This window comes from Ihubacter massiliensis (assembly GCF_024125305.1).
In the GTDB taxonomy this organism is placed as follows: domain Bacteria; phylum Bacillota; class Clostridia; order Peptostreptococcales; family Anaerovoracaceae; genus Hominibacterium; species Hominibacterium faecale.
The window spans coordinates 1221695-1245705 of sequence record NZ_JAMXVH010000001.1; the positions used below are offsets into that span (position 1 = coordinate 1221695).

19 protein-coding genes are annotated in these 24011 nt (G+C 48.2%); 1 reads left to right on the forward strand and 18 read right to left on the reverse strand.

The features are described 5' to 3' along the window. Positions 1 to 2 precede the first annotated feature (2 nt). From NIA71_RS05660 to NIA71_RS05675, 4 genes are all read right to left on the reverse strand, one after another. The gene (locus NIA71_RS05660; RefSeq protein ID WP_253019873.1) at positions 3 to 1526 is read right to left on the reverse strand and encodes a BCCT family transporter; all 1524 of its coding nucleotides are present in this window, start codon (positions 1524 to 1526) and stop codon (positions 3 to 5) included. Position 1527: 1 nt separating this feature from the next. Beyond that, positions 1528 to 3114: a hypothetical protein gene (locus tag NIA71_RS05665; protein ID WP_253019874.1), complete on the reverse strand. Its 1587-nt coding sequence runs from the start codon at positions 3112 to 3114 to the stop codon at positions 1528 to 1530. A 216-nt stretch (positions 3115 to 3330) separates the two neighbouring features. After that, a complete protein-coding gene (locus NIA71_RS05670; protein ID WP_148396521.1) occupies positions 3331 to 4734 on the reverse strand; it encodes a sigma-54 interaction domain-containing protein in 1404 nt (467 codons plus the stop codon). A 21-nt stretch (positions 4735 to 4755) separates the two neighbouring features. Continuing rightward, on the reverse strand, positions 4756 to 6813 hold the full coding sequence (locus NIA71_RS05675; RefSeq protein ID WP_253019875.1) for a penicillin-binding transpeptidase domain-containing protein: 2058 nt from the start codon (positions 6811 to 6813) through the stop codon (positions 4756 to 4758). A gap of 246 nt (positions 6814 to 7059) precedes the next feature. Between NIA71_RS05675 and NIA71_RS05680 the strand changes: the two genes are divergently transcribed. After that, positions 7060 to 7611, forward strand: coding sequence for a PD-(D/E)XK nuclease family transposase (locus tag NIA71_RS05680; RefSeq protein WP_253019876.1), 552 nt, complete (start codon positions 7060 to 7062; stop codon positions 7609 to 7611). A gap of 82 nt (positions 7612 to 7693) precedes the next feature. Here NIA71_RS05680 and NIA71_RS05685 read toward each other — a convergent pair whose 3' ends face one another. The 14 genes from NIA71_RS05685 to NIA71_RS05750 form a co-directional block, all read right to left on the reverse strand. Beyond that, a complete protein-coding gene (locus NIA71_RS05685) occupies positions 7694 to 8239 on the reverse strand; it encodes a nitroreductase family protein (RefSeq protein WP_148396515.1) in 546 nt (181 codons plus the stop codon). A 105-nt stretch (positions 8240 to 8344) separates the two neighbouring features. Further along, positions 8345 to 9256 (reverse strand): DUF445 domain-containing protein, encoded by a 912-nt coding sequence (locus NIA71_RS05690; protein WP_148396514.1) that lies wholly within the window; start codon positions 9254 to 9256, stop codon positions 8345 to 8347. A gap of 20 nt (positions 9257 to 9276) precedes the next feature. Next, positions 9277 to 10683 (reverse strand): deoxyguanosinetriphosphate triphosphohydrolase, encoded by a 1407-nt coding sequence (locus NIA71_RS05695; protein WP_148396512.1) that lies wholly within the window; start codon positions 10681 to 10683, stop codon positions 9277 to 9279. A gap of 50 nt (positions 10684 to 10733) precedes the next feature. Further along, positions 10734 to 11519 (reverse strand): arylamine N-acetyltransferase family protein, encoded by a 786-nt coding sequence (locus NIA71_RS05700; RefSeq protein ID WP_148396510.1) that lies wholly within the window; start codon positions 11517 to 11519, stop codon positions 10734 to 10736. A gap of 92 nt (positions 11520 to 11611) precedes the next feature. Next, complete coding sequence (locus NIA71_RS05705; protein WP_253019877.1) at positions 11612 to 12535, reverse strand: DUF1848 domain-containing protein; 924 nt, start codon at positions 12533 to 12535, stop codon at positions 11612 to 11614. A gap of 378 nt (positions 12536 to 12913) precedes the next feature. After that, the gene (locus tag NIA71_RS05710) at positions 12914 to 14167 is read right to left on the reverse strand and encodes an MFS transporter (protein ID WP_253019878.1); all 1254 of its coding nucleotides are present in this window, start codon (positions 14165 to 14167) and stop codon (positions 12914 to 12916) included. A 72-nt stretch (positions 14168 to 14239) separates the two neighbouring features. Beyond that, the gene (locus NIA71_RS05715) at positions 14240 to 15175 is read right to left on the reverse strand and encodes an amidohydrolase family protein (RefSeq protein ID WP_148396504.1); all 936 of its coding nucleotides are present in this window, start codon (positions 15173 to 15175) and stop codon (positions 14240 to 14242) included. Further along, positions 15175 to 16434 carry an MFS transporter gene (locus NIA71_RS05720; RefSeq protein WP_253019879.1) on the reverse strand — a complete coding sequence of 420 codons (1260 nt, stop codon included), beginning with the start codon at positions 16432 to 16434 and terminating at the stop codon, positions 15175 to 15177. Before NIA71_RS05720 ends, NIA71_RS05715 begins: the two co-directional genes overlap by 1 nt. Positions 16435 to 16462: 28 nt before the next feature. Beyond that, the gene (locus NIA71_RS05725; protein ID WP_148396500.1) at positions 16463 to 17401 is read right to left on the reverse strand and encodes an amidohydrolase family protein; all 939 of its coding nucleotides are present in this window, start codon (positions 17399 to 17401) and stop codon (positions 16463 to 16465) included. Between the two features lie 244 nt (positions 17402 to 17645). Continuing rightward, positions 17646 to 19163 (reverse strand): PucR family transcriptional regulator, encoded by a 1518-nt coding sequence (locus NIA71_RS05730; protein WP_253019880.1) that lies wholly within the window; start codon positions 19161 to 19163, stop codon positions 17646 to 17648. Between the two features lie 10 nt (positions 19164 to 19173). Next, on the reverse strand, positions 19174 to 20253 hold the full coding sequence (locus NIA71_RS05735) for an MFS transporter (protein WP_367177874.1): 1080 nt from the start codon (positions 20251 to 20253) through the stop codon (positions 19174 to 19176). 110 nt (positions 20254 to 20363) lie between these two features. Then, the gene (gene buk / locus NIA71_RS05740) at positions 20364 to 21443 is read right to left on the reverse strand and encodes a butyrate kinase (protein WP_148396494.1); all 1080 of its coding nucleotides are present in this window, start codon (positions 21441 to 21443) and stop codon (positions 20364 to 20366) included. Positions 21444 to 21456: 13 nt separating this feature from the next. Beyond that, positions 21457 to 22365, reverse strand: coding sequence for a phosphate acyltransferase (locus tag NIA71_RS05745; protein ID WP_148396492.1), 909 nt, complete (start codon positions 22363 to 22365; stop codon positions 21457 to 21459). Between the two features lie 26 nt (positions 22366 to 22391). Next, positions 22392 to 23771 carry an aldehyde dehydrogenase family protein gene (locus NIA71_RS05750; RefSeq protein ID WP_148396490.1) on the reverse strand — a complete coding sequence of 460 codons (1380 nt, stop codon included), beginning with the start codon at positions 23769 to 23771 and terminating at the stop codon, positions 22392 to 22394. Positions 23772 to 24011: the final 240 nt, after the last annotated feature.

The following is a 24011-nucleotide window of genomic DNA, read 5'->3' on the forward strand; positions in this document are numbered from 1 at the left end:
TTTTAGTCCTCTTTTCGGTCCAACAGACGGGCTTCCGCTTTAAACCATTTTAAAGATTTGACGGCAAAGAGAATGATCACGAAAGCAAAGGGGATGGCGGTAGCCAGGCATACCGTCTGTATGGCTGACAGCGGCGCGCCTGCAAACATCAGCGCCAATGGGATCAATGCCAGTAACACGCACCAGAACAGACGGAAGGCCGGTTTTGGGCTGTCTCCTTCTTTCAGGTTGGTAGTGACCACGGCAGCCAGTGAAAAGGAGGCCGAATCCAGGGACGTGGCAAGAAACAGGATCAGCATCAAAGTAAAGACGCTGGCGCTGATCACTTCTGGTATAGGCAGCTGGGAGAGTATGGTTATAACCGTGCTTCCCACACCCTGGTCGTTCAAAAGGGATACCAAATCCGCTTTTCCGTTCAGCTGCATATTCATCCCGAAGCCGCCGTTGATGCCGAAGAGAACCATGCAGCCAATACTGCCTCCCAGCACTGTGCTTAAAATGGCTTCCCGGATCGTCCTGCCCTTAGATATTCTGGTGATGAACAAGGCCATCAGCGGTGCGTATGCAACCGCAAAGCAGATATAGAAAATGATCCAGGCTTCTGAGAATCCGCCGTTATTGACAGGGTCGGTCCAAAATAGAATGTGAAGATAATTCTGTACCGCAAGCGCTGCGCCGTTGGTCGTATATTTGAGAATAAAAATCGTCGGCCCGGCGATCAAAAGGAATACCACAAAGGCGATGGCAATGTAGATATTAAAGTCGCTGATTTTTTTCATTCCCTTTTCCAGTCCAATATAGGAGCTGAGGGAGAAAATGACAGCGATTACAATCACGATGATCACTTGCAGGGCAAAGGAATCAGAAACGCCGAAAATGAACGATATAAAGGATGCGATCAGCGGAACGCCCAGTCCCAGGGTCACACTCATGCCGCCAAGAGTGGTAATGACAAAGAGGATATCGATGATTTTGCCGATCAACGATTTTTCTTTCAGACCGAACAAATCCTCACAAACCACGCTGAATCTAAGTCCGGAATTTTTTCTCTTATAAAAGGATATGGCTACCGGCAGTGCGGCCAGGACAAACGGCGGCCAGCTGATCAGGCCCCAATAGGTGAAGCTGTAGGCCGGCGCCCATTCAGCCGCTTCTGTGGACATGGGGTCTAGTCCCAGGGCAGGCGCGGAGTAAAAGTAAATCCATTCGATAAACGAAAAATAAATGCTGGCCGAAGCCAGTCCGGCGCAAATCATCATACCGATATAACTGAACAGTGAAAAATCCGGATTATCGTCCCCCAGCTTGATGCGGCCCGTTTTACTGAAAGCCAGATAAGCACAAAGTATTGTGGCAGCCAGAGAAAACCAAAGCAGCGGCGTACCGAAAGCTTTGGAAACAAAGCCAAATAGAGAATCGATCGCCTTCAGGCTTCCCTGGGGGTTAAAGATCAGCGAGGCCGCGATGGCGGCCACGATGATCACACTGATTACGACAACTTCAATGTTGATATTTTTCTCCTTCATTTTATTTATCTCCTTCTGCAGGAATCCACCACTGATTTTCTCCTCTCGGCGTTGTTACATACTCCGGCCATCTGAAATCAATCGGCGGCTTATAATCACATAAACACGGAATCCATTTGCTGCCTCCCACGCCTCCGCCTGTCCGCTGCCGGAACTCTTCCTGAGCAGCTTCCAGTTTTTCCGGCTTTGTCAGAAGATCGACTACAGTCATGCCGATAGTCTGGGACGCAGTCATAAAGGTAGGATCGATGCATTCCGGAATTCCTCCCATGGCATTCATAACCCATGCAGGATAAGCTCTTCCCGGCTGGGGCGGCTTTAGAGCCGGACGGCCGATGTAGAGCCTTACGGTCGGCGCGTGCCAGCAGAATTCCGTATAATCGTCCGAAGTGAAATTCTCCTGCCATTCAGGCAGAACTTTTCTCAATTTTTCTTCGCATTCTTGAGGCGTAATCAAATTCTGTATTTCGTCGATAAAGGGATCTTCCATAGGTTCATAGCCCAGATTTTTTTGGATTTCCCTCGCCTTTTCCCTGGCAGCCTCGCTATAGGCCGGCGGTCCGACCAGTTCCAAATTCTTGTAAGTCAGATCGGCCATAACATGATTGGGCAGACCTGGCCTGGATTTGGCGATCCAATCTTTTTCCCACGTGCAGTGGGTGGCCAGAGCCGCCGCCTGGGCGTTCTGATCCAGGATGCGAACCACGGTCTCCGCCATATCCACGTCCGGCACGCGGATGAAGAAGTGAATTTGTCCGATCTGTGCCGGAATATTATCTGCAGTAGCCTGGCCCAGCGTAGTGATGGTTTCGTTCATGGACCAGCCCACATTGTTGGATATCATGTGCTCTTTGAACATTTTGGACATGGTATACATCTGCAGAACCGCATCGGTGGCGCCGGGACATCTGGTGGCCGAATGGGACGCCGGTATGGGTGAATCATCCGGCGAAGAGATCCAAGTTTCCGGTTCATCGCAGCGGAAGGTGTACATCACTCCATATCCCACGCCGCAATGGGTGTTCCATCTGGTGGTATTGCATAAAGGCAGCATATAGAACGGATGGAAGCTGATGGCCGCATCCAGATCGTCGTAATATCCTGCCGCCGCGTGAATCGGCTTGGATGCCCGCAGCTTTTCCGCCGGTTCGCCGAAGAATTTCAGCTTGCCTGGAATATGAAAGGCTTCCATGGCTGCTTTGGCTGCCAGAAATCCGCCCAGACTGCTCATCCCCAGTACGGAATGGGGATCTGTGTGACCGCCGGCATAAGGACTCAGCCCATCTCGCGGCCGTTTTACGGTATCCGCGGCCTGGCAGTTTCCCGGTATTCCGTCGTATTCGGCATAGCCGCCGATGACCGGTCCTTCGCCGTTATCCCAGGCTGCGCAGAATGCGGTGGGCATGCCTCCGCTTCCCTCTTCCACCTCAAATCCTTCTTTTCGTAAAAGCTCCGCATACCATTTAGCCGACCGGTATTCGCGAAAGGCAGTCTCACCATAATTCCAAATCTCCGAATGCCATTCTGAAAAGGTATCCTTTCTCTCTTTGATCCAATCCATTACAAATTGTTTGTTTTTCTCGATCATGCTCTTATCTCCTTTCAAATCGATGTTGCGTTACTCTTGATAAATGCAATTCCCGTGCCAACGAAACAATCCCTGAAATTTCAACGTTTTTATCTTACCTGGAGGTAACGCTCAAAAAAAGAGGGCCAGAATTGGTCCTCTTTTTTGCGGCATTTTCAGTTTTTTCTGTAAACTACAGGGCGTCAGCCTTTCTTTATTTTTGGTCCATTTTTGGCCCTATGGCTCATTTTTGGTCCTATCTTTCGCCCTGAGCCCATATTTTCTCAGTTTTCTTTTGAGGGTACTGGCAGAAAGTCCGGTTTTTTGCGCCAGCTCTCCATTGGTTTTACAGACTTGGATCATACGTTTCAGGTAATAATGTTCAAACTCCCCGAAAGCCTCATCATAGCACTTTTCTTCATCATCATCTGTCCGTATTACTTCTTCGCCCCGGCAGCCGATGACCGTTTCCACATCGCCGGCATCGATGGCAGCTTTCGGTACAACTACCAGCAAACGCTCCATCACGTTGGACAGCTCCCGGATATTGCCCGGCCAGTTGTAATCACAGAGTCTGCTGATAGCCTTGTTTTGTATTTTCTTGTGAAATCCGTATTTTTTATTATATTTTTGAAGAAAGTATTCGATCAGGTAAAAGAGATCTTCTTTCCGTTCCCGCAAGGGCGGCAGTTTGACCGGCACCACATTCAGCCGATAATACAAATCCTCGCGAAAGGTCCCTTCTTCGATCATCTCTTTCAAATTGCGATTGGTAGCGGCGATAATACGAATATCCACCGTTTTTTCTTCCACACTGCCCACCGGGACGAATACTTTGTCTTGAATCAGCCGCAGCAGCTTGACTTGCAGTCCCAGAGGCACTTCTCCAATCTCATCCAGAAACAGCGTACCGCCGTCGGCCGCCTCCACAAGACCTTTTTTGCCAGTTGTACTGGCGCCAGTAAATGCACCCTTCGTATATCCGAAAAGCTCGGACTCCAGCAAGGTTTCCGACAAGGCGCCGCAGTCGATCTTTACAAAGGGCTTTTCCTTTCTCAGGCTATGTCTGTGAATCCATCTCGCATGGACGTCTTTTCCCGTACCCGATTCCCCTTCGATCAGAACCAGAATATCTGTAGGTGCGATTCGTTCCAGCAGTGCAGCCGTCTTTTCCATAGCCTTGCTTCCTGCAATCATTTCTGATTTTGCCTCTTCCCGAACCTGCAGTTCTTCCAGCTGCCGCTTGTATTTTTCAGCGATGGCTTTCACTTCCTCGCTGTCACGTTTAATCTTGTTCAGCTCCGTAACATCTCGCTCATTGATGTAAACCCATTTGATTTCTTCATCCTCGAAGATGGGTATGCCCGTAATTACCAGCTGTTTGCCGCCTTTATACTGCATGAGGCTGACTGGTTTTCTCTCTCTGAGAGTTTTTACTGTTACAGAGACTTCATAAATTCCTTCTTCCTCCAAGTCTCGGGCCAGCCTGCCTACAATATAGTCTTTATCCACCTCTTCCAAACGTTCGCTGGCCGGATTGATATATACGATGCGTCCCTCTCCGTCAGCGATAATGATTCCATCATAACTGACTTCAAAGAACTTGATCCATTCATCGCTGATCCAGCTGAGACCTCCCATAGCCGCACCTCCTGACGATTATTAGAAGAATTTCTCCAGAATATCTTTGCTCTTTTGTACCACGTAGCCGCTTCCGCCTCTGTCCTTCACATCCTCCACCATGGTTACCATCAGAAGGGAATTGTCTTTGGTTTTATCCGGCGAAAAGACGCAGAACCATCCCAGCTCCGTTCCAGAGGTATCCTCTTTTGACGCTTTGATCTCTGCGGTCCCGGTCTTGCCCACCAGTTTTATCTTTGAAAGCTGAGCGCCGTGCCCGGTGCCGTTTGGATCGCTGATCACCTTTTCCAGGTCCTGCTGAATCAGATCTGCTGCCTTGCTGTCAAAGGCGTTTTCAATCCAGTAAGCGGTCTCCTCCTTCTGCTCCAGATGGGGCTTTATCATGCTGCCCTGGTTGGAGAAGGCTGAGTACATGGATGCCAGATGGAGGGGGTTGACCAGCACCTGTCCTTGACCGTAGCCGCTGTCCGCCAGCTGAATCTCATCCTCAATGGGTTTCTGATCGTTGCTGTACTGGGAAGGTGTCATGTCCAGCGCAAAGGGAATCTCCTGTCCGAACCCTGCCTGCGCTAGTTGTTTGGTCAACGTATCGGCTCCAATCTTCAAAGCTGCTTTGGCAAAATATATGTTATCCGAATAGATGAGTGCGTTTTCCAGGTTGGCAGGCCCGCTGTATTCATGAAGGGTCGTCACCTTATATCCGCCCCAGGAGCTGTCTTTCTGCCAGCTCTTGCCGCTGTGTCCCAAATCTCCATTGGGGTCCAATTTGCCCGTCCCCACGCCGATGGCTCCCACGACAGGCTTCAGCGCCGATCCCGGACTCCAAATCTGTTTATATCGATTGTACATGGGCGTATTCGGATCTTCATTGAGCTGCTTCCAGCGTTTTTCTGACATGCCCACTACAAAATCGTTGCTGTCGTATGACGGGGTGCTGACCAGGGCCATCACCTCGCCGCTCTTGGGATTGAGCACCACGGAGCAGCTTTTATCCGCTTGATAAGTATCGTAAAGCTGGGCCTGAAGCCTGGAGTCGATGGTCAGCTTTATATCCTCGCCGTCTTTCTTGGGCCGCTGGCCCACCACTGCTTTTTCACTGCCATTCTTGTTATAGATGGCGATCCGTTCTCCGTCCTGGCCGTGAAGCCGCTTTTCATACAGTCTTTCAAGGCCGCTCTTGCCGATTACGCTGTATTGGTCGTAGCCCTGGTCCTTGCGGCTTTCCAGCTCTTCGGCGCTGATTCCCTGAACATAGCCGATCAGATGGGCGGTCTTTTCACCCAGCGGGTAAACCCGGCTCTCCTCATCGCCGATGGTCACGCCGGGAATCTTGAGCAGTTCTTCTTGTATGCGCGCATTTTCCAAATCCACCGTGCTGGACGATGCTTCGTTGATTTTTTTCAGTTTTTTGATCGGTACCAGCAGATCAGGCTTAACCCATTTTGCATTGAGCTTCTTTTCAATATCCGCCGGCGCCATGTCCAAAAGGCCTGCCATTTTTTCCAGGTCAGCCGTTTTGTCTTTGCTCATTTTCCCAGGGATCAAACCCACTGCGGCTACGGTCCCTTTGCCGGCCAGTACATTTCCGCTTCGGTCGTAAATAGTCCCTCGGTCGGCTTTCTCTGCCTGAACCCTTACTTTATCTTCGCTGCCAAGCTGGGGAAAAATCAGGCCGTCGTTCCATGTGATGCGGTATCTTCCCTGTTCTTTATGTACAACCGCTTCATTGGGGAAACGAATCTTTCCCGCAGAAGAATCCATCACGGTCTTATATTGGACCGCGTCCTTTTTTTCCTGTCCTTCAATGATGGTGATTTCGATGTTCTTTGCCCCGATGCCTTCATATATATTTTGATTTCGGGTAATGAAGGCTTTTTTTGTGACTTTGTCCTGGCTCTCCTGGTCCAGCATTTCGTACATGCCTTCGTAGTCCTGCTCTTCAATGCAAGCCATATATTGTTTTATGATCTTCTCCGGACTTTTCAGAACTGCCAGCTTATATGCCAGCAGGACTGCTGCCATCGCCAAAATTACTGCTAGAATCAGAAAAACGATTTTATGCTTTTTTATCAGGTTCATCTAGTGCCTCCATCTTATAACTTACACTTGTAATTTTTTATATCTTACATCTGTAAGTGTCAAAAGTCAAGACTTAAAAAATTAAGGGGCAATGGTCCCCCTGTACTATGTCAGTATACCACAGCAAACCGGCGATTGTATCAATGTTTTTGACCAAGGCAAATTCTCCTGTTTTCATTGACCAATTAGGAAATATATGTAATTTGCTCAATGCATATAGAATGGGTATAATAAAGGGGAATAGCAATGACATTAAAAAAGAATTTGAAGGATTTAAACTTGCTGGATCGGTTTTTGTTCGCGGAGGCCATGGAGGATCCGGAAATCGCAGCCTGCATCCTGGAGATCATCCTTGGAAAAGAGGTCGTTTTAAAGCATTTGCCGCAGACGGAAAAGGAAAACCGCAGGGCGGCTTGGAGCCGGCACATTCGGATGGATGTGTGGGCCATGGATGAAGAGGATACGGTGTACAAAACGGAAGTGCAAAAGCAAAACACCCGCAACCTGCCGCGGCGAAGCCGTCTGTATCAAGGGATGATCGACAGCAAACTTCTGGAGCCGGGGGTGATCGACTACAACAAGCTGAATGATGTATATGTCATCATGATCATGCCCTTTGACCTCTTTGGAAAAGGGCTGTACCGATACACGTTCCGCATGAGGGGAGAAGAAGCGCCGGATCTGGTGCTGGCGGATGGAGCGCAAGTGAAACGGATCTATCAATATATGGAAGAGCATCCCCAGATGGACACGGAAGGGATTTACAAAAAGCTGCTGGCAGGCGAAAAAAAAGCGTAAACTTCAAAAGAAATTTACGCTTTATACCTGGAAATCCTTTCCAGTCAGGCCCGTGATCTCTGGGCCCCTAAGTCAGAAGCGCTTAGTCCACATAAGTAACCAGCTCTTCCACACTTTTGCGCCTTGGCGCTTTCGGGTCCTCATCGGCATAACCAATGGCGATGAGCGCGGCTACCTTCTGACCTTCCGGAACCGGAATTACCTGGCTGACTTTATATTCATCGAAGATGCCCATGATAACCGAACCGATTCCTTTGTCATGGGCTGCTAAACAGAACGTCTGAGCAGCAGCGCCGGTATCGAACACGCCCCAATCGGCGCCTTTGGGCGTTGTTGCAGTACCGTCCTTTTCCAGACCGGAACGGCCCTCGATCATAGTAAGGATTACCAGGGCAGGCGCGTTTCTCAGCGTATCGATGTTGTATTCAAACCCCATCACGCAGCTGTCTGCGATCTTGTTCATTTTCTCCTGATCTTCCGTAACCATATATCTGGTGACCTGGGTATTTTTCCAGGAAGGTGCAAAAGCCGCCGCCTCAACAATTTCATCGATCACTTCGCGAGGCACCTTTTTGTCCTGAAACTTACGGATACTTCTTCTTTCTTTAATACATTTGATTGTTTCCATCTTTTATAGCTCCATTCCCAGACCTTTCGTCTGTAAGTAAAATAGTTGTTTCCATTAGAGATTCTACCACCAAAAAAATTCAAATTCAAGGTGGAAATCCGTTTCTTAACCCAACATATTGATCAACAGGTTGAGCAGGCCGATAACCAGGCCGATCAAGGCGCCCAGGTTGACGATGGCGTTGAGTTCCTTTTTCATAACCGATAGAATAAGCGCCTCCAGTTTGGCCACATCCATATCGCGCACCTTCTCCTCCACGATGGCCGCCACATCGATCTTTTCCACCATTTCTTCCATGGCATCCTCCACGCAGGCAGAATAAAGTCCGTCAACGATCTTCTTCATATGGGGCTGCTCCAGTGACAGCTGCTGCGTTAGACTGCCGATGGTCTCCTCACCAACCCTGTTCAATTCTTTTTGAACGACAGGGCGAATCTTATCTTCTCCGTTTTCGCTGATATAGTTCTCAATTTCCTCGCCGATTGGAGCTGCTACCGATTGGATCACCTGATCGTTGACCATCATCGCAAGCATGGTGCCCTGAACCTTCTCCCGGATGGCCCGGCTTCCTTCTGTTACCACAATATTGCTGATGTCCAGCTCCTCGATACCGCTCATTACCCGCTCTGTGATCACATCTTCAAGCTTGAATCGGATCTCTTCAAGGCGTTCTTCCGAAAGATATCCGCGGGCGGCTTCCCCGATAGAGACCTGACTTTCTTTTACGCCCAGATATGCTTCCCACAGCCCGCCTGTGATGGACTCCTTTATATGCTCCGCGGGCAGCGCTTCCGCCAAATCCTTTTTCGTCAGCAGCACCTCCCCGATGGCAGAACCGATGGCCCCGGCCAGTTCATCCTTGCGTTTGGGGATCAGCCCCGGCGTAAAGGGCAGCCTGCGCTTTCCGATCATGATCGGGCGGTGAGGTTTAAAAAGCATTTTTACTGCGATAAAATTGGTGCAATAACCGATCAGCGCTCCAATCAAGGGGCCTGCGATCAGCTTAAGTATCAACATAATTACGATTCCTGCCTTTCTTAAATGATTCCATTCAATTCCTGGTAAAGCGTCTTTGCATAGCTGTCCGTCATGCCGCAGATAAAATCCGTCACCAGCAGCAGCCGCAGATACAGCTTCTCTATCGGCTCCTTGCCCTTGGCATAAATATGATAAATTCCTTTATAATTATCGGAAATCAGCGCGATCAGCTTTTTCTGCACATCGCTTTGCGGTTCCTGCGTATCGTACGAGATGGCCGCATCCACAAACTTGTCCAACAAAAAGTTAAAGATGGTCTGGGCAGCGATTTCCAGTTTGAGAATCGGCTCCGTGTTGAACGCATAATCAAAAGCAATATCGCCGAGAATTTTCATGATCTGTTCGCCGTAAGTTCCCGCAAACAAATCCTTTTGGTAGCTGCCTTCCATGATCCTTCGATAATTGCTGGTAAATCCGTAAGTCGCGCAGGCGATCAAACGTCCCTGCAGGTGGACGATCCAGTTCTGGACTCCATTGAGCTCCGGCGAAGAGATGCCTCGTTCCACAGCTCTTTGATAGCGCCTTTTGAGCGCATCCACCAGTTTCTGATACTCGTCATCATCAGACGGCCCCCGCTGCTCCAGTTCCCAAACCAGCCGCTCATAGCTGATGCACCCTTTTTTACAGGCATCCTCGATATCCGCTGTCTTATAAGCGATATCGTCCGCCGCTTCAAGGACAAAGGTCAGCGGATGGCGCTTGCCTTCCGTACCCAGGCTTTGCTGCAAATCTTCGAAGATCTGGCGTTCCGCATAATAATAGCCCATTTTTTTATCCTTGATATCGCCGCTATGCTTATTTATTTTCAGGGAAGATACCGGATATTTGATAATCGCCCCTAAAAGAGCCTTGGTCAGATTCATGCCGTGCTCATCCACCAAAAAATGCAGCTTGGTCACCAGCCGCAGCGCCTGGGTATTTCCTTCGAAGTTATAGAAATCCTCCCGCATCTGGGGAGAAAGAAGCTTGCTCACAGGCATTCCCTGAAACTGCAGCCTGGGCAGGTTGTCCCGGAACCACTGGCGGATAGCCGTTTCACCAAAATGGCCGAAGGGGGGATTGCCAATGTCGTGAAGCAGCCCGGCGCACTGGAGAATATCGCAGACATCGGCCTTAAAGGAGGGCTGAAAAGTCTCATCACCTATGGTCCTCAGAATCTTTTCCGAAATATTCTGCCCCAGGGATTTGCCAAAGGAGGATACCTCCAGAGAATGGGTCAGTCTGGTACGAATAAAGTCGCTTTTATCCAGCGGAAAGACTTGTGTTTTGTCCTGCAGCCGTCTGAAGGAAGCGCTGTTGATAATGCGGTGATAATCTTTTTCAAACTCTGTTCTAAGATCGCCCGATCCCGCCGCGCTTCGATAGCTGCGGATCCGGTCCGGACACAATAGCTTATTCCAATCCATCTTATATATCCTTTCTCGTCTTGGATCGCATAGCAAAGCCGGCCCATCTGCTACAGCGTAATGTCGAATTCCTGGGATAACAGGGTCAAATACTGGTTTTCATCCGTAATCATTGTTTCTTGGCGGACGCCGCTTTCAATGCGGGTAAAAAGATCACCTTCAATGGATACGCTTCCGCCGGGAATGCGTCTGCTGATCACCCTCTCGCCCGTAGAAAAAAAGGAATCGGGATGGGTAAAGCAAAAATGACTCAAAGGAACAAAATCCACTTCTTCCTCGGGCATCATGGTAAACTGCATGGTTTCCTCCGGTCCCTCTTTTGACAAGTAAATCAAGGTCCACCAATATTCATCGTTCCTGCGGATTATGAAGGTCTGTCCGGCGCAGGTTCTGGTACTGCCGTCTTCCACTTTAATGCCGCAGGCCGGCTGAGGTCCGCCATAGCCCACATCGCAAAAATAGATGCTCCCTTCCATCCGCACCAACGCAGCCCGATGAGAGGACGGCGGAAAAAAGTCCTTTCCCCGCAGTACCCTGCACCGGCAGGCCCAGGCGTCAAAGCCCAAAGCGCAGAGCAATTTGAGAAACAGCGCGTTGAGTTCAAAACAGCAGCCGCCCCGCTTCCTGGTGACGATCTTATCAAAGATCGCCTCTGTCTCCAAAGAAATGGTTAAGTTTTTATCGCTGGTATCGATGTTTTCGAAAGGCACCTGATACTGATGGGCCAGCACCAGCTGATCCAGATAATCTACAGAAAGCTGCTGAGGCGCCGGCATTCCGATCCGGTCCAGGTATGCCTGAATGTCGGGTAATTCCCGGTACAATCCTTGGTACATGTTTCTACTCCCTTATTCACAATAACATTTATTATTACACTCCCTTCATTCTCTGTCAAGCGTTGGAGAATGATGCGGGTGTCCTTAGAAAATCAAAAGATCGTCATCTGTTCTTTTTTCAGGGAAGCTTGTTTTCGCAGTGAAACGGTCTCTCCTGCCCCGATCTGTCCCTGCAGCAGCGGAGAATGGACATCGCAGGAATCGTCGGCTTTTTTTCTCTGCCCAGCATAACAATACCTGCACCCCATGCTGCAAGTATCATATATGCCTGCGTCAACGCTTTCCAGGCAGCCGCATTGAGAGCGCTGATTTTTATCCTTATTCCCTTCCAGCTGGCAGCCGCATAGTTCCTCAATGAGCCTTTTGTCCACACACGCGCCGGCGGAAACTCCCCCAGGGGTTAAATCCAGCTTTTCGGCGCAGGAGAAGATCTCCATCCCATTGGCTGCGGCAATCTCTTTGAGCCCGGATGCCAATTCCACAACCTCTGCCCGGCAAACCGGCTCAATCCCCAATTCTCTCATGGCTTTCTCATTTTTGCGGTAAAGATCGAGAAAACTGATCATCACCCGATTTGTAAATCCCTTCAAACTGCGGGCGATCTGACCAAAGGCGTGGAAATGGTAAGCCGCCGAATATTTATCATTGATCAAAATCGGGTCATACCTCCAGATCACGTGCTGGGCAGAAAAGCGGGACGCTAGCTCCTGAAAGGCTGGAATCACCACCTTCTTTTTGTCCGGCACCCCCGGTTCCAGATCGCTTCCATAGCCAGTGATGGTGACCTGGGCATACCAGACATACTCCTTCAGCCTGTCTGCCGATGCCGCCAGATTCATAGGATTTTTGGTCCAAAAGACCATGCAATCCACCAGCCGCGGATCCAGGTCGATCCTGCTGATCTGCCGTGGATTGAAAGGATTGCGCACGCAAAGAAAACCGGCATCCAGCCGATTTAAAAACCACTGCCAATGACAGGCGGGAATATCGGTTCTTCTGCTGACACTGAGAATCATCGCTTTGCTCCTACTTTTCATTTGTTAGAGTAAACTTTTAAATTTTCAGGGGCCGTATTGCTGGAATCGGATTCCGGAAAATTTTCATAAAAGTTCGCGCTTTTTACGCCAAGTTGTGGGTCTGCCAGGCCTGATCTTGGCAGAAAACGAAGATTTGCTCCACAAGCCGAATTTGAGAGGGCTCAATCGTTGAAAACAGTGTAAAATTCGTGCATTTTTTCCGCTTTTTTCCCTTGCACTCACATTCCATGAAAACCCGATACCTTGCAGCAACGCCGTACAATAGTATACTATATTTCCACACCACTGACAAACCCGGCAAAAACTTTGCCGGGTTTGTCTTTAAGTATAAAGCAAATCCTTTTAATCACGGTATGATCAGGATTCCGATTTGTTCTTTCCTTTTGTTTCTTTTAGAAATAGGCCAAGTACCGCTGCTGCGGCAAAGGCAACACCCGCTACAAAAATGACGGCTGGGTAGCCATTGTTTCCGGCAATAATTCCGGCAATAGCCGGCCATGCGGATCCGCCGACGATTTCCGCGACGCCGACGATGAGGCCGCTGGCTGTTCCCAGCATATAGTTGGGAAGCGATTCTCCCGGGATAATCGTCTGAAAGAACAGGAAGGCAGCGCCCGGAATTCCTCCGGTGAGCGCATAAATAACGATCGCAGCTGTAGATGAAGGTGTTCCGAACATCACAAAGGGCATGACTGCGCAAAGCGCAAACCACAGAACAACAGCGGGCTTACGGCCGATAAAGTCAGAGACTTTTGGCACAATAATCGGCGAAAAGATAGCCAGAACACCCATTAAGCTGACAATGGCGCCCGCGGAGGTAATGTCCCGTCCGCCAACCGTTGAGAAAAACAACGTCGCATAAAGCATTAGCGTCCAGTAACCGCACATGCACAAAACACCAAGAATGAAGCTAAGCACAACGTTGCGGTTCTTCATCAATTTTCCAATCATGCTCCACATCGATTCTTTCTTTTCTTTTTCAGCTGCTTCCTGAGAAAATGGGACTTCGCGGAGGACCTTAGTCAGGACAAGGAAAACAAGAATGGATGCGACGCCTGCCACCAGAAAACCCATACGCCAATTGCTGACCGCGGCGATCTGCGTAACCATTACCGGCCCCAGTGAAAGGGAAATAAAATTTGTCCCGCTGGCGACAAGGCCGGTATTGAGCGCTACTTTGGCGGGAGATGACTCTTTAATCAGCATTGCGAACATCAGCGGAGCAACCGGACCTTCAAAGAAGCCTACCGCCGCTCTTGTAGCAAGAAGCTGCCAGACGTTTTGTGTAGCTGCGCTGAGGCAGGCGAATACTCCCGCGCCCAGACAAAGCAGGACAAGCCATTTTTTACGTTTACCGGTTGACTCCAAAATCGGTGACAATACGATTGCAGCTATGGCGTAACAACCTGTCGTAAATGTGTTAATAAGGCCGAACTGCGGGTCCGTAATGCCCAGATCCTCCATAACCAGCGGCGCCAGAAAGGACATCACCAGCCTGTCAAGAAATATGAAGCCCCAAACAAATGCAAACAAAATCAGCAATGAAAGCTCATATCGTCCCCAACCAAAAATCTTCTTTTCGTTGTTGGAATTTGTATTTAATGTGTTCATTAACATACCTCCTTGCAGAACACCGCCGGCTGAGCCGGCGGCTATGCTTCTATCTTAAATGTTTAAATCCTTCTAGAGGTACAGCAATTTTGCTGCGTTTCGATACAGGACTTTCTCCTGCAGCTCAGGATCGTGCTTCGTCGCCTCTAAGACGCATTCCAGTGAATAATAGTACGGGGTGGAAGGATTATCGGTTCCGAACATTACTTTGTCCTCTCCAAAGAGATCGATCATCTTTTCGATATCCTCACGACCGCGCATGGAGGTTTCCACATAAACATTTTTCCAACCATGGGTCTTAACGGCATTGGATAACTCGTCCATTTCTCCGCCGCTGAAACCGCCGCAATGAGCAGGAATAAAAATGAAGTCGGGATATTTTTCAATCCATTCCAATACATAATAAAGGGCGCCGTATTCTTTGTTGGTTTTCTTAAAATGAGGTGAATCCTTCTTGTAATAATCGTTGATGCCGCAGTGGGATGTAATCGGCAGTCCCAGATCGCCGAACACCTCCATCGCCGCGTGCAAACGCTCATCCCGAGGGGAAATATTGTTTATGATGGGATGGAGCTTGAGTCCCTTTGCTCCGCGTACAATATCCTTTTTCAATTTCTTCACCATTTCTTCAACCGGAAGTTCAAAATCCGGACAGGTGAAGCAGAGAATATTGGGGTATAACTTCGTGATTGCCAGCGCGTCTTCAAAACCGTGTCCCGGCAGAATGGGCAGATTGACAGCATAAGTGATGCCGCTGTATTCCATAGCACTGATGGCAGCCTGCAGGCCTCCCCGTTCCCAGTCGTGATTCTGCGCCGCATCGATCAACTGATTATGCCGCTTCTCATCGGGCACGACCAGCGGCTTGCTGTATCCGATTTCCCCCAGATCCTCGAACACATCCGGGTAAGGCCGATAATCATATTGGAAGGGCTTTTTGAACACAACGTTTAGATTTTCATGGTAAATATCTCCCATGTGCATATGAGTATCAATAATTCTTCTCATTATTTTTCCTCCTCGCTATTTTGATCCAATTTATTTTTTCCTTTTGTTTCTTTCAGAAGCAGAGAAAGCACCGCTCCGGCGGTAAACGCAATACCCGCGATTAAAATGACGGTTGGGTAGCCGCTCTTTCCAGCAATGATCCCTGCAATGGCCGGCCACGCGGCTCCGCCGACGATCTCGGAAACGCCGATGATAAGGCCGCTGGCTGTTCCCAGCATATAGTTGGGAAGCGATTCGCCCGGTATAATCGCTTGGAAGAAGGGTATGACGGCTCCCGGGATTCCTCCGACAAGGGCATAAACGATAACCGCCCCCATTGATGAAGGCGCCCCGAACATCACAAAGGGCATGACCGCACAAAGCGCAAACCACATAACCAGGGCGTGCTTGCGGCCCATGAAGTCAGAAACTTTGGGCACGAAAATCGTCCAAACGACAGCCAGAACGCCCATAAAGCTGACAATGGCGCCTGCGGAGGTGATGTCTCGTCCGCCAACCGTTGAAAAGAACAGGGTTGCGTAGAGCATAAGCGTCCAATAACCGCACATGCACAGGATCCCCAAAATGAAGCTGAGAATGACGTTGCGGTTCTTCATCAACTTGCCAATGATGCTCCACATTGATTCTTTCTTTTCTCCTCCGGCCGCATCTTGAGAAAAGGGGACTTCGCGGAGAACTTTGATCAAGGCCAGCGCAACAATGAGGGAAGCGATCCCTGCCACCAGAAAGCTCATCCGCCAATTGCTGGCCGCGGCAACCCGGGTAACCACTGCCGGTCCCATGGAAACCGCGATGACGTTCACGCCGCTGGCGACGATGCCCGTGTTGAGGGCCACTTTGCTGGGGGATGATTCTTTGATCAGCATTGCGAACATCAGCGGAGCAATCGGTCCTTCAAAGAACCCTACGGCCGCTCTTGTAACAAGGAGCTGCCAGACCTCTTGCGTAGCGGCGCTGAGACAGGCGAAAATACCCGTACCCAAGCAAAGCAGGATCATCCATTTTTTTCGTTTTCCGGTTGATTCCAAAATCGGGGACAACACGATTGAGGCTATCGCGTAACAACCTGTTGAAAATGTGTTAATCAGGCCGTATTGAGGATCAGTAATCCCCAAATCTTCCATGACCAGCGGCGCCAGAAAGGACATCACCAGCCTGTCAAGAAATACGAATCCCCAGATCAGGAACAGCGAGATGACCACTGTAAGCTCATACCTGCCCCAGCCGAGAATCTTTTTTTCCTTGTTTAATGTGTTCATAAACGTGCCTCCTTAATTAAACATTGGCTTATTCATATAAGCGGGTTAAGGCTACTGCATTTTGATACAAAACCTTTTCCAGGGCTTCATCATCTTCTGCGAATGCCTTTTCACATTCTTTGAGGGCATAGGACACGTCGCAGAATGGGAAATCCGATCCAAACAAAACATGGTCAGCGCCAAAGCAACCTGCCAGTTTTTTAATGGTCTCGGCGCATTTATAACTGGTGACCACATAAACGTTTTCCCATCCGTTCTTCTTAGCGCAGTCCATCAGAACATCTAAATCCTCGTCAGTGGTCAGGGCCGAATGGGTCAGCACAAAGCGGCAATTGGGATATTTGGATATGATCTCCGCGGTCCAGGAGAGCGCGCCATACTCACCGGGCGCTTTTTTTGCGGATTCGCTGCCCTGACGGTAATAACAATCATCCTCACCGAAGTGCAGAACAACCGGAAGCCCTGCTTTGTCAAATGCCTCGATGGCGGCTCTGGCTCTACCGTTGACAACCTTGATTCCCTGAAGCTGAGGGTGAATGTACAGCCCTTTGGCGCCATTGGCAATATCCCGTTCCATCACATCGCGGATATCCCATGGTTCCGTGCCGAAATCCGCGCTTGTAAAGGGGATGATCCTGTATTCCATTTTTGAAGCGGCTCGTGTTTCATCAAAACTGGTGTTGGGATAATTGTTTAGAGAAACAAAATAGGTAATGTTGTTTTTGTCCATTTCCTCGGAAGCCTTTTCCAGGCTGCCTTTCTCAAGTACGCGGTTTTGCATAGCGTCCGCCAGCTGATCCTTTGCCTGCAGGCTGCTGGTGTCAATGGGTTCTCGGAATCCCGACTTTGCGAATTCCGACAGAGGATCCGTATAAGGCTCCAAAATCACGGGCTTTTTGAAAACGATGTCCTTATTGCGATCAAAGCAATCTCCCAGGTGCGTATGAAAATCGATTATTCTTTTCATATTGTTTTCTCCTTTCTATGAACCTTAGAATAACGATGTATTACGAGAATTATAGCACCCGGCTTTTCACACCAACCAGAGTCCAATTGTTCTATTTTCTTGCAGAAAAACAGTCTATTTTGTCCGAAATAAAAAGGGGCGTTTAAAGAATTTTTTGAATTTACCCTCAATTTGTACAAAGGCTCCAATATTGGAAGCTGTTTTCATGGATAAATGAAATACGGAGAGGTCCTTTGCCCCTCCGTTACTCCTCTCGGTCCATCAGCTGAAAAGCCATCAGCAGATGGATCTTCGTCTTATTGTCTTTAAAATCTGTCCCCAGCAATGCTTCAATCCGTTCCATTCGATATAAAAAGGTGCTTCTCTGGACATACAGCGCTCTCATAGTCTGAGCCGCTTTCAAATCGTTTTCCAGAAAAGCTCTTAAGGTTTCTACATAGCTTGTTGATTTTTTTTGGTCATGTTCGATCAGCTTGTTCAACATGGGAGGGTAAAGCATATTGGGTTTCAGCTCCTTCGTACAGCAGTCCAGCATGTACGAAAAACAGTAGTCCTCGAATCGATGAATCTGTTCGGCCTTGTTTTCTTTTGTTCCATATTTAAGAGCGATTTCAGCCTGTTTGCAGTAATAAGGCAATTCGCGAAAATCGGTCAGCGGCATACTGATTCCCACAGCATATTCCAGTTTTTTCAGCACCCTTTTTATCCGTCTCAGAGTATCGGATGCGCCGTCGATATGAACTAAACCGATTATTTCCTTCTGATATGGGAATGCGATACAATCACCTAATTCAAGTTCAATAACCTCACAGGTATTGACCATCGTATTCAGCATCAGATCGATTTTTTCCATTTGCAGTTTGATACAAAAATAAGTGTCGCAGATGTCCCATTCATATTGCTTCAATTCCTCTTCGAGGCGATTCCTATCAACGTTGTATCCCTCCAGCATTTCGATCAGGTTTTTTTCCAGTAATCTATATTTCATTTCCGGGAATAGATTTCTCTTTGTCAAAATTTTTTCTATCATTTTTCTGAGGATTTGTATGATCGCATAGTCCCCTTTGTCGAAGGGTTTGACCGACTCGTCGATAAAAAGTCTCCCCCAGTATTCGCCGTGATACCAAATGTTATCATATATGTAGTTGACATCACCTTTATCGATATAGAAAGTAGGCTTTGTAGTCTTAAATGTATTTTCAAAGAAAGGGGTGTCCTTCAGCTGGTCAAGCAAATCTCTTGGAAATCTTCCATTGCATTTGTTGATTTGGTAGGGATCTTTTTGGGTGGACATATTGGGAGGCTCGGCAAATCCGATAAAATGATATGCTTTGTCATGGAGGTAAATCGGGTTGCCCAGGATGGGCAGAGTCAAATCGATCAGCTTCTGTATTCCTTGTTCATTTATGACTGCCTCTTTCATGTCCAGAAACCAGCGGTTATATTTGTTAAAGATATCTTGAATGCTGTTTACCACCTGAGCCAGCGATAAGCCGGCCTCCAATTCAATGTAATCACAGTCAGAGTCAATAAAAGAATGGCTGCTTTTTCCAATACTGACAATGGCGCAAAAATCTTCAAAAAAAGGCTTCTGGGGAAGTTGGCCGCCTTCAGCGACATAGACTCTGGCCGGCAGAAAACTGACTTCATCCGTATAGATCACAACCTGCTCAAACGTCAGCTCCTTATGTTTAACTTCAATCTGAATCAATTCGTAGTTTTTCCTAAGCGAATCTGCAATGATATCGATATTTAAATTCATTTCTCTCCTTTCATCTGGATTTTCTATTCAGCAAATGCCAGCAGATACCTGCCAGCAATGCCAGAATTAGTATCATCATGAAGGTACTGTTATAATTTCCTCCGGACTTTTCGATGAGGACGCTGGAAACCATAGGTCCTATAATTGCCGCCGGAATAAGTGAGAATGTTCCGATACTGAAATTTACAGGAAAATATTTTGACCCGAATTCACTGTGAATAAAGGCAGATGTCAATGCGGGGCCGCCTCCGTAGCCGATGCCTGTCACCAGCAGACCGAAAAGAATAAGCGGTGTCCGGCCGGTAACGCTGCCTGCCGTCAGACTGAGTCCTGCGATAAAAATAAACATGCAGTCAGCCAAAATGGTTCTTTTCTGTCTAAACTTATCGTACATCGTGCCCAGTATGACTCTGCCCAATCCGTTGCATACCGATACCAGCAGCCCCAGAAGCGCGGGCGCTCCAAATGCAAGGGCGATATTCGCGGCATTTCCAATCACAAGCAAGCCTGTGGAGTTGATGAGGACCGCCCATAATATGAAAATCCAAAACCTTGCATCTGTAAGCATCTCCTTTGTGGTGCAGCTTTTCAACTCAGCTTTTTTCTCGATTTTATTTGCGGAGACAGATTCAGGCGGTTTCATAAAAAAGGAACCTATGACCAGTATAACTGCTCCCATTACCGCCAGCGTCCTGAATGCTGAGAACAGCCCTGCCATATGGATGAGAATTTTGACGACGCCGCCAAATACCAGACCTCCACAGCCAAAGCCCATCATCAGAAGGCCGGAGGAAAACCCAGTTCTGTCAGGAAACCACTGATTCACCGTACTGATTACACAGTTGTAGCCGATACCGACCCCGGTTCCGCAAAACACGCCGTAACAAAGATAGAGCAAATACAAACTGGAATGGCTGTCCTGCCCGTTGATCAGTGAAACACCGAAAAATCCGATAAAAAGAAGCAGCGCCGATATCCAAATAATGATCATGGCCTTGATTTTCTTATATAGCAAGCCTCCCCAGAATCCTCCCAAACAGAAAAAATCATCGATATGGTGAAGGTCAACGTCAGTTGGGGAATACTCCATTGCGGATATATCTCAGAAAACGGCGCCTTAAAGATTGACCATGCATAAATGAGCCCCAAGAAGAGGAGCAAAGCCATTCCTGTAAATAGATATACCCATCGATTGTTCATCTACTTCTCTCCTTCTACGAGGATCTTGGCTTCCTCTTCTCCTCTCAGCACGCGAAGAACACCATTGGCAAGGGACTGAACTTCGTTTTCACCTGCAATGATTGTGACAGGGGCTAAAAATTCTACGGATTTAATGATCTGTCCGGTAAATCGTTTGGAGTGGGCTAAACCTCCGGTCAGGACGATATGGTGAATTTTGCCTTGTACGCATGGGGATATTTTGGCAATATTCTTTGCCGTAGAAAGCGCCATTGCATCGAAAACCGTCTTGGCATATTCATCCCCCTCATCGATCATTTTTTCCACCGCCCGTATATCCAGCACTCCAAAATGAGACAGAAGACCGCCTTTCCTCTGCAATTGCCTCATAAGCTCATCTTCTGTATATTTCCCGCTAAACGCCATTTTCACGATGGAATAAACAGGCATGCCTCCGGCTCTTTCCGGAGAGAAGGGACCTTCCTCATCCATGATGATATCGATGATTTTTCCGCCGCTGTGCAGATTGATGGTTATTCCGCCGCCCAGATGGGCCACGATAATGTTGGTATCTTTATACTCGATATTTTTTTCCTCGCACAGCTTGAGGGCAGCGGCTCGTGTATTTAGGTTATGTCCTCTCGCAGGCCGCCGGATCCCCGCAAGTCCGGTAATTTTATTGACTTCCAGCATTTCATCCACAGTGAGGGCATCATAAATATAGGCATTAATTCCTGCTTCATTTGCCAGTTTTAAAGCGATCCCGGCGCCTACATTGGCAGCGTGTTCGTCCAGGGGTCTGTACTGGAGGCATTCGACCATGTAGTCGGTAATCTTATAGGGTCCGGCCTTTACGGCAGGCATATTGCCGCCTCTTGAAGCGATGGCGCTGAATGCGGCAATGTCCTCATGATGATTTTCAAGCAGCTGCTTGATCAATCCAAATCTCATATCCAATTGATCGTACACTTTTTTGAATTTTTTCAACTCGTCTGGGGAATGATTGATGCTCTCGACCCATTTGGCCGTTTCTCCTTCAAAAACAGCCACTTTTGTAGAAGTAGAGCCCGGATTAATGACGAGAATTTTTTCAGTTATCATATTCGTTATCCTTTCAGCTAATCAGACATGCTAACATCAGAGAATTAAACTTTTCCTCAAAAGAAGAGGCTCTTGAAGTCAGTACGATGGGGCAGGATGCTCCCAAAACCAGGCCGGCCATCTTCGCTCCCGCCATTTCAACCAGGCTTTTTCCCAGAATATTTCCGGCGTGAACGTTGGGCAGCACCAAGATATCCGCATCTCCGGCACACGGACTTTCGTACCTCTTCTCTTCCGCCCGCTTCTTAACCAGCGCCAGATCCAATGAAATAGGTCCTTCTATTATGCAGCCCGTTATTTCATGCCCGCGGTTCATCTCTTTTAAGGCATTTGCATCGGTCGTTTCAAGCATTTTTGGATTTACGTGTTCGGTTGACGCCAAAATGCAAACCTTGGGCTCATCATAACCAAGTCTGTTCATCATGCAGACTGCATTTTCTATGATCCCCTTCTTCTGCTCCAGGCTGGGATATGGGAGCATGCCGCCGTCTGTCGTTAGAAGCAGTTTGTGATAGGAGGGGATTTCATTTACTGCCACGTGGCTCATCACGCCCCCTGCTGCCAGACCCTTTTCTTTATTGACGACTGCTTTCAAAAGCTCCGGCGTTTCCAAACGTCCCTTCATCAAAAAATCCACCGAACCGTTCTTAACCGCGGCTACAGCTTTACCTGCCGCATCGCCAGGGCCTTCCGCGGATATGACCTCAATTTCATCCATAGAGATGTCCTCCTGCCGTTCTTTAAGGAGATTTTGGATCTGCTCTTCATTTCCGAAAAGAACCGGTATGATCAAGCCTTCTTTCCATACCTCAAGTACAGCTTTCAGTGCATTGGGATCTTCTGCACAGACTAATCCAAGTTTTTTTACCGTCTCCTTATTCTTCACGGTTGACAATATATCGTTGAAATTTCTATAAATCATCTCTGCACCTTTCCATATCTTTTCCTTTATTCCTCCCAAATCTGTTTTGGCGTGGGGATAGCCTCCTCATCTTTGGTCCACCCGATTCTTGAAATATTGATCAAGTGCTCGAATGTGAGATTTTCCGAAATGGAGTTGTTACCCCAGGAGCCGCAGCCCAATGTGCTGGTCGGCCGAAAACCATTGGCCAGCGCGGGATTGGCCGCAAAGATGCCAGGCTGGTTCACCAGCAGACGCGATACGGGAAGCGTTGTCCCGCAGTATTCCGCATGAGCGGCATCATCCGTATGAACGACCGACGAATGTCCCGCACCCTGGTAATTCAGGTTTGTTTTTGCTATATCCACCGCTTCTTCAAAACTGTCATAAGTGATCGAAATCGCTACCGGACACATCTTTTCCCCGCACAGCGGATCCTTCTGCCCTGCATCCTTTTTATTAATTTTAAGGACTGCGATCCGCATATGTTCCGGTATTTCCAAACCGATCATGTTCCCGATTTTTTGAAGGCTCTGCCCCACGACTTTGGGATTGATATGCTTTCCATCGGGGAAGATCAGTTCTCTGAAGGCGTTGATCGTCTCTTGGTCGCTAACATAGTAAACGTTTTCCTTTTCCATGATTTGAATCAGAGATTCCTCCATCTCTTCAGGAATGATAAAGGATTGATTACATGCGCAAATCAATCCGTTATCGTACCTGCGGCCCAATACGGTTTGGCTGACAGCCTTCTCATAATCGCTATAGTTCCGGTCGAAGATGGTCTGTACATTTCCCGGTCCTACGCCAAAGGCAGGGTGCCCGCTGGAATAGGCGGACTGAACCATGGCGGAACCGCCCGTGGCAATAATGGCATTGCTGTTCTTCATAAGCTCCTGTGTCATTTCAATAGACGGCGATTCAATGCACTGCAGAAGATGGTCGGGCGCGCCTGCTTCTTTCAATGCCTCGTTTAAGATCTCGCAGGTTCTCAGGGATGTTTTTATGGCACGTGGATGGGGCGCGACTATGAGTACATTCCGTCCTTTAATCGCATAAGCTCCGTTGAACATAATTGTCACATTGGGATTGGTCGTAGGCGCTACCGAAGCTAATATTCCTTTCGGCGATGCGACATATTTGAGCCTCAGCTCCGGATCTTCACCGATAATGCCTACCGATTTTTTATCTTTCAGATCGTACCAGATTCCGTCGGGTGCGCCTGTGTTCTTTTCTATTTTCGCCTCCAAGTCCCCAAGTCCGGTCTCTTCAATGGTAAGCTCCGCCAATTCCCTGGCATGCTCCTTGAATGCCAGGCACATGGCTTTTACATATTTATCAACGTCTTCCTGTGCGGCCGCTTCAAATTCTTTCAAAGCTGTTTTTGCATGATCGAGCAATACATCCAACCTATCTTTCTTTTCCATGAAAGCCTCCTTTTCAAATCTTAACTTGCTAAACGAAGTCGTTCAGACACATCTAACGGATTAGTTATCATAGATTTTAGCATTCTGTTTTCAGCAATCCAATGTACAAAACGATCCAAATATCAGAGCCAAGTCGTACCTTTTGTATTCATTTTTGCCTCATAGAAATAAAAGAAAATCGAAAAATCGTATATTTTGTTCAAAAGGGCTATTCGCTTTGACCTGCCGCTGAAAAGATGT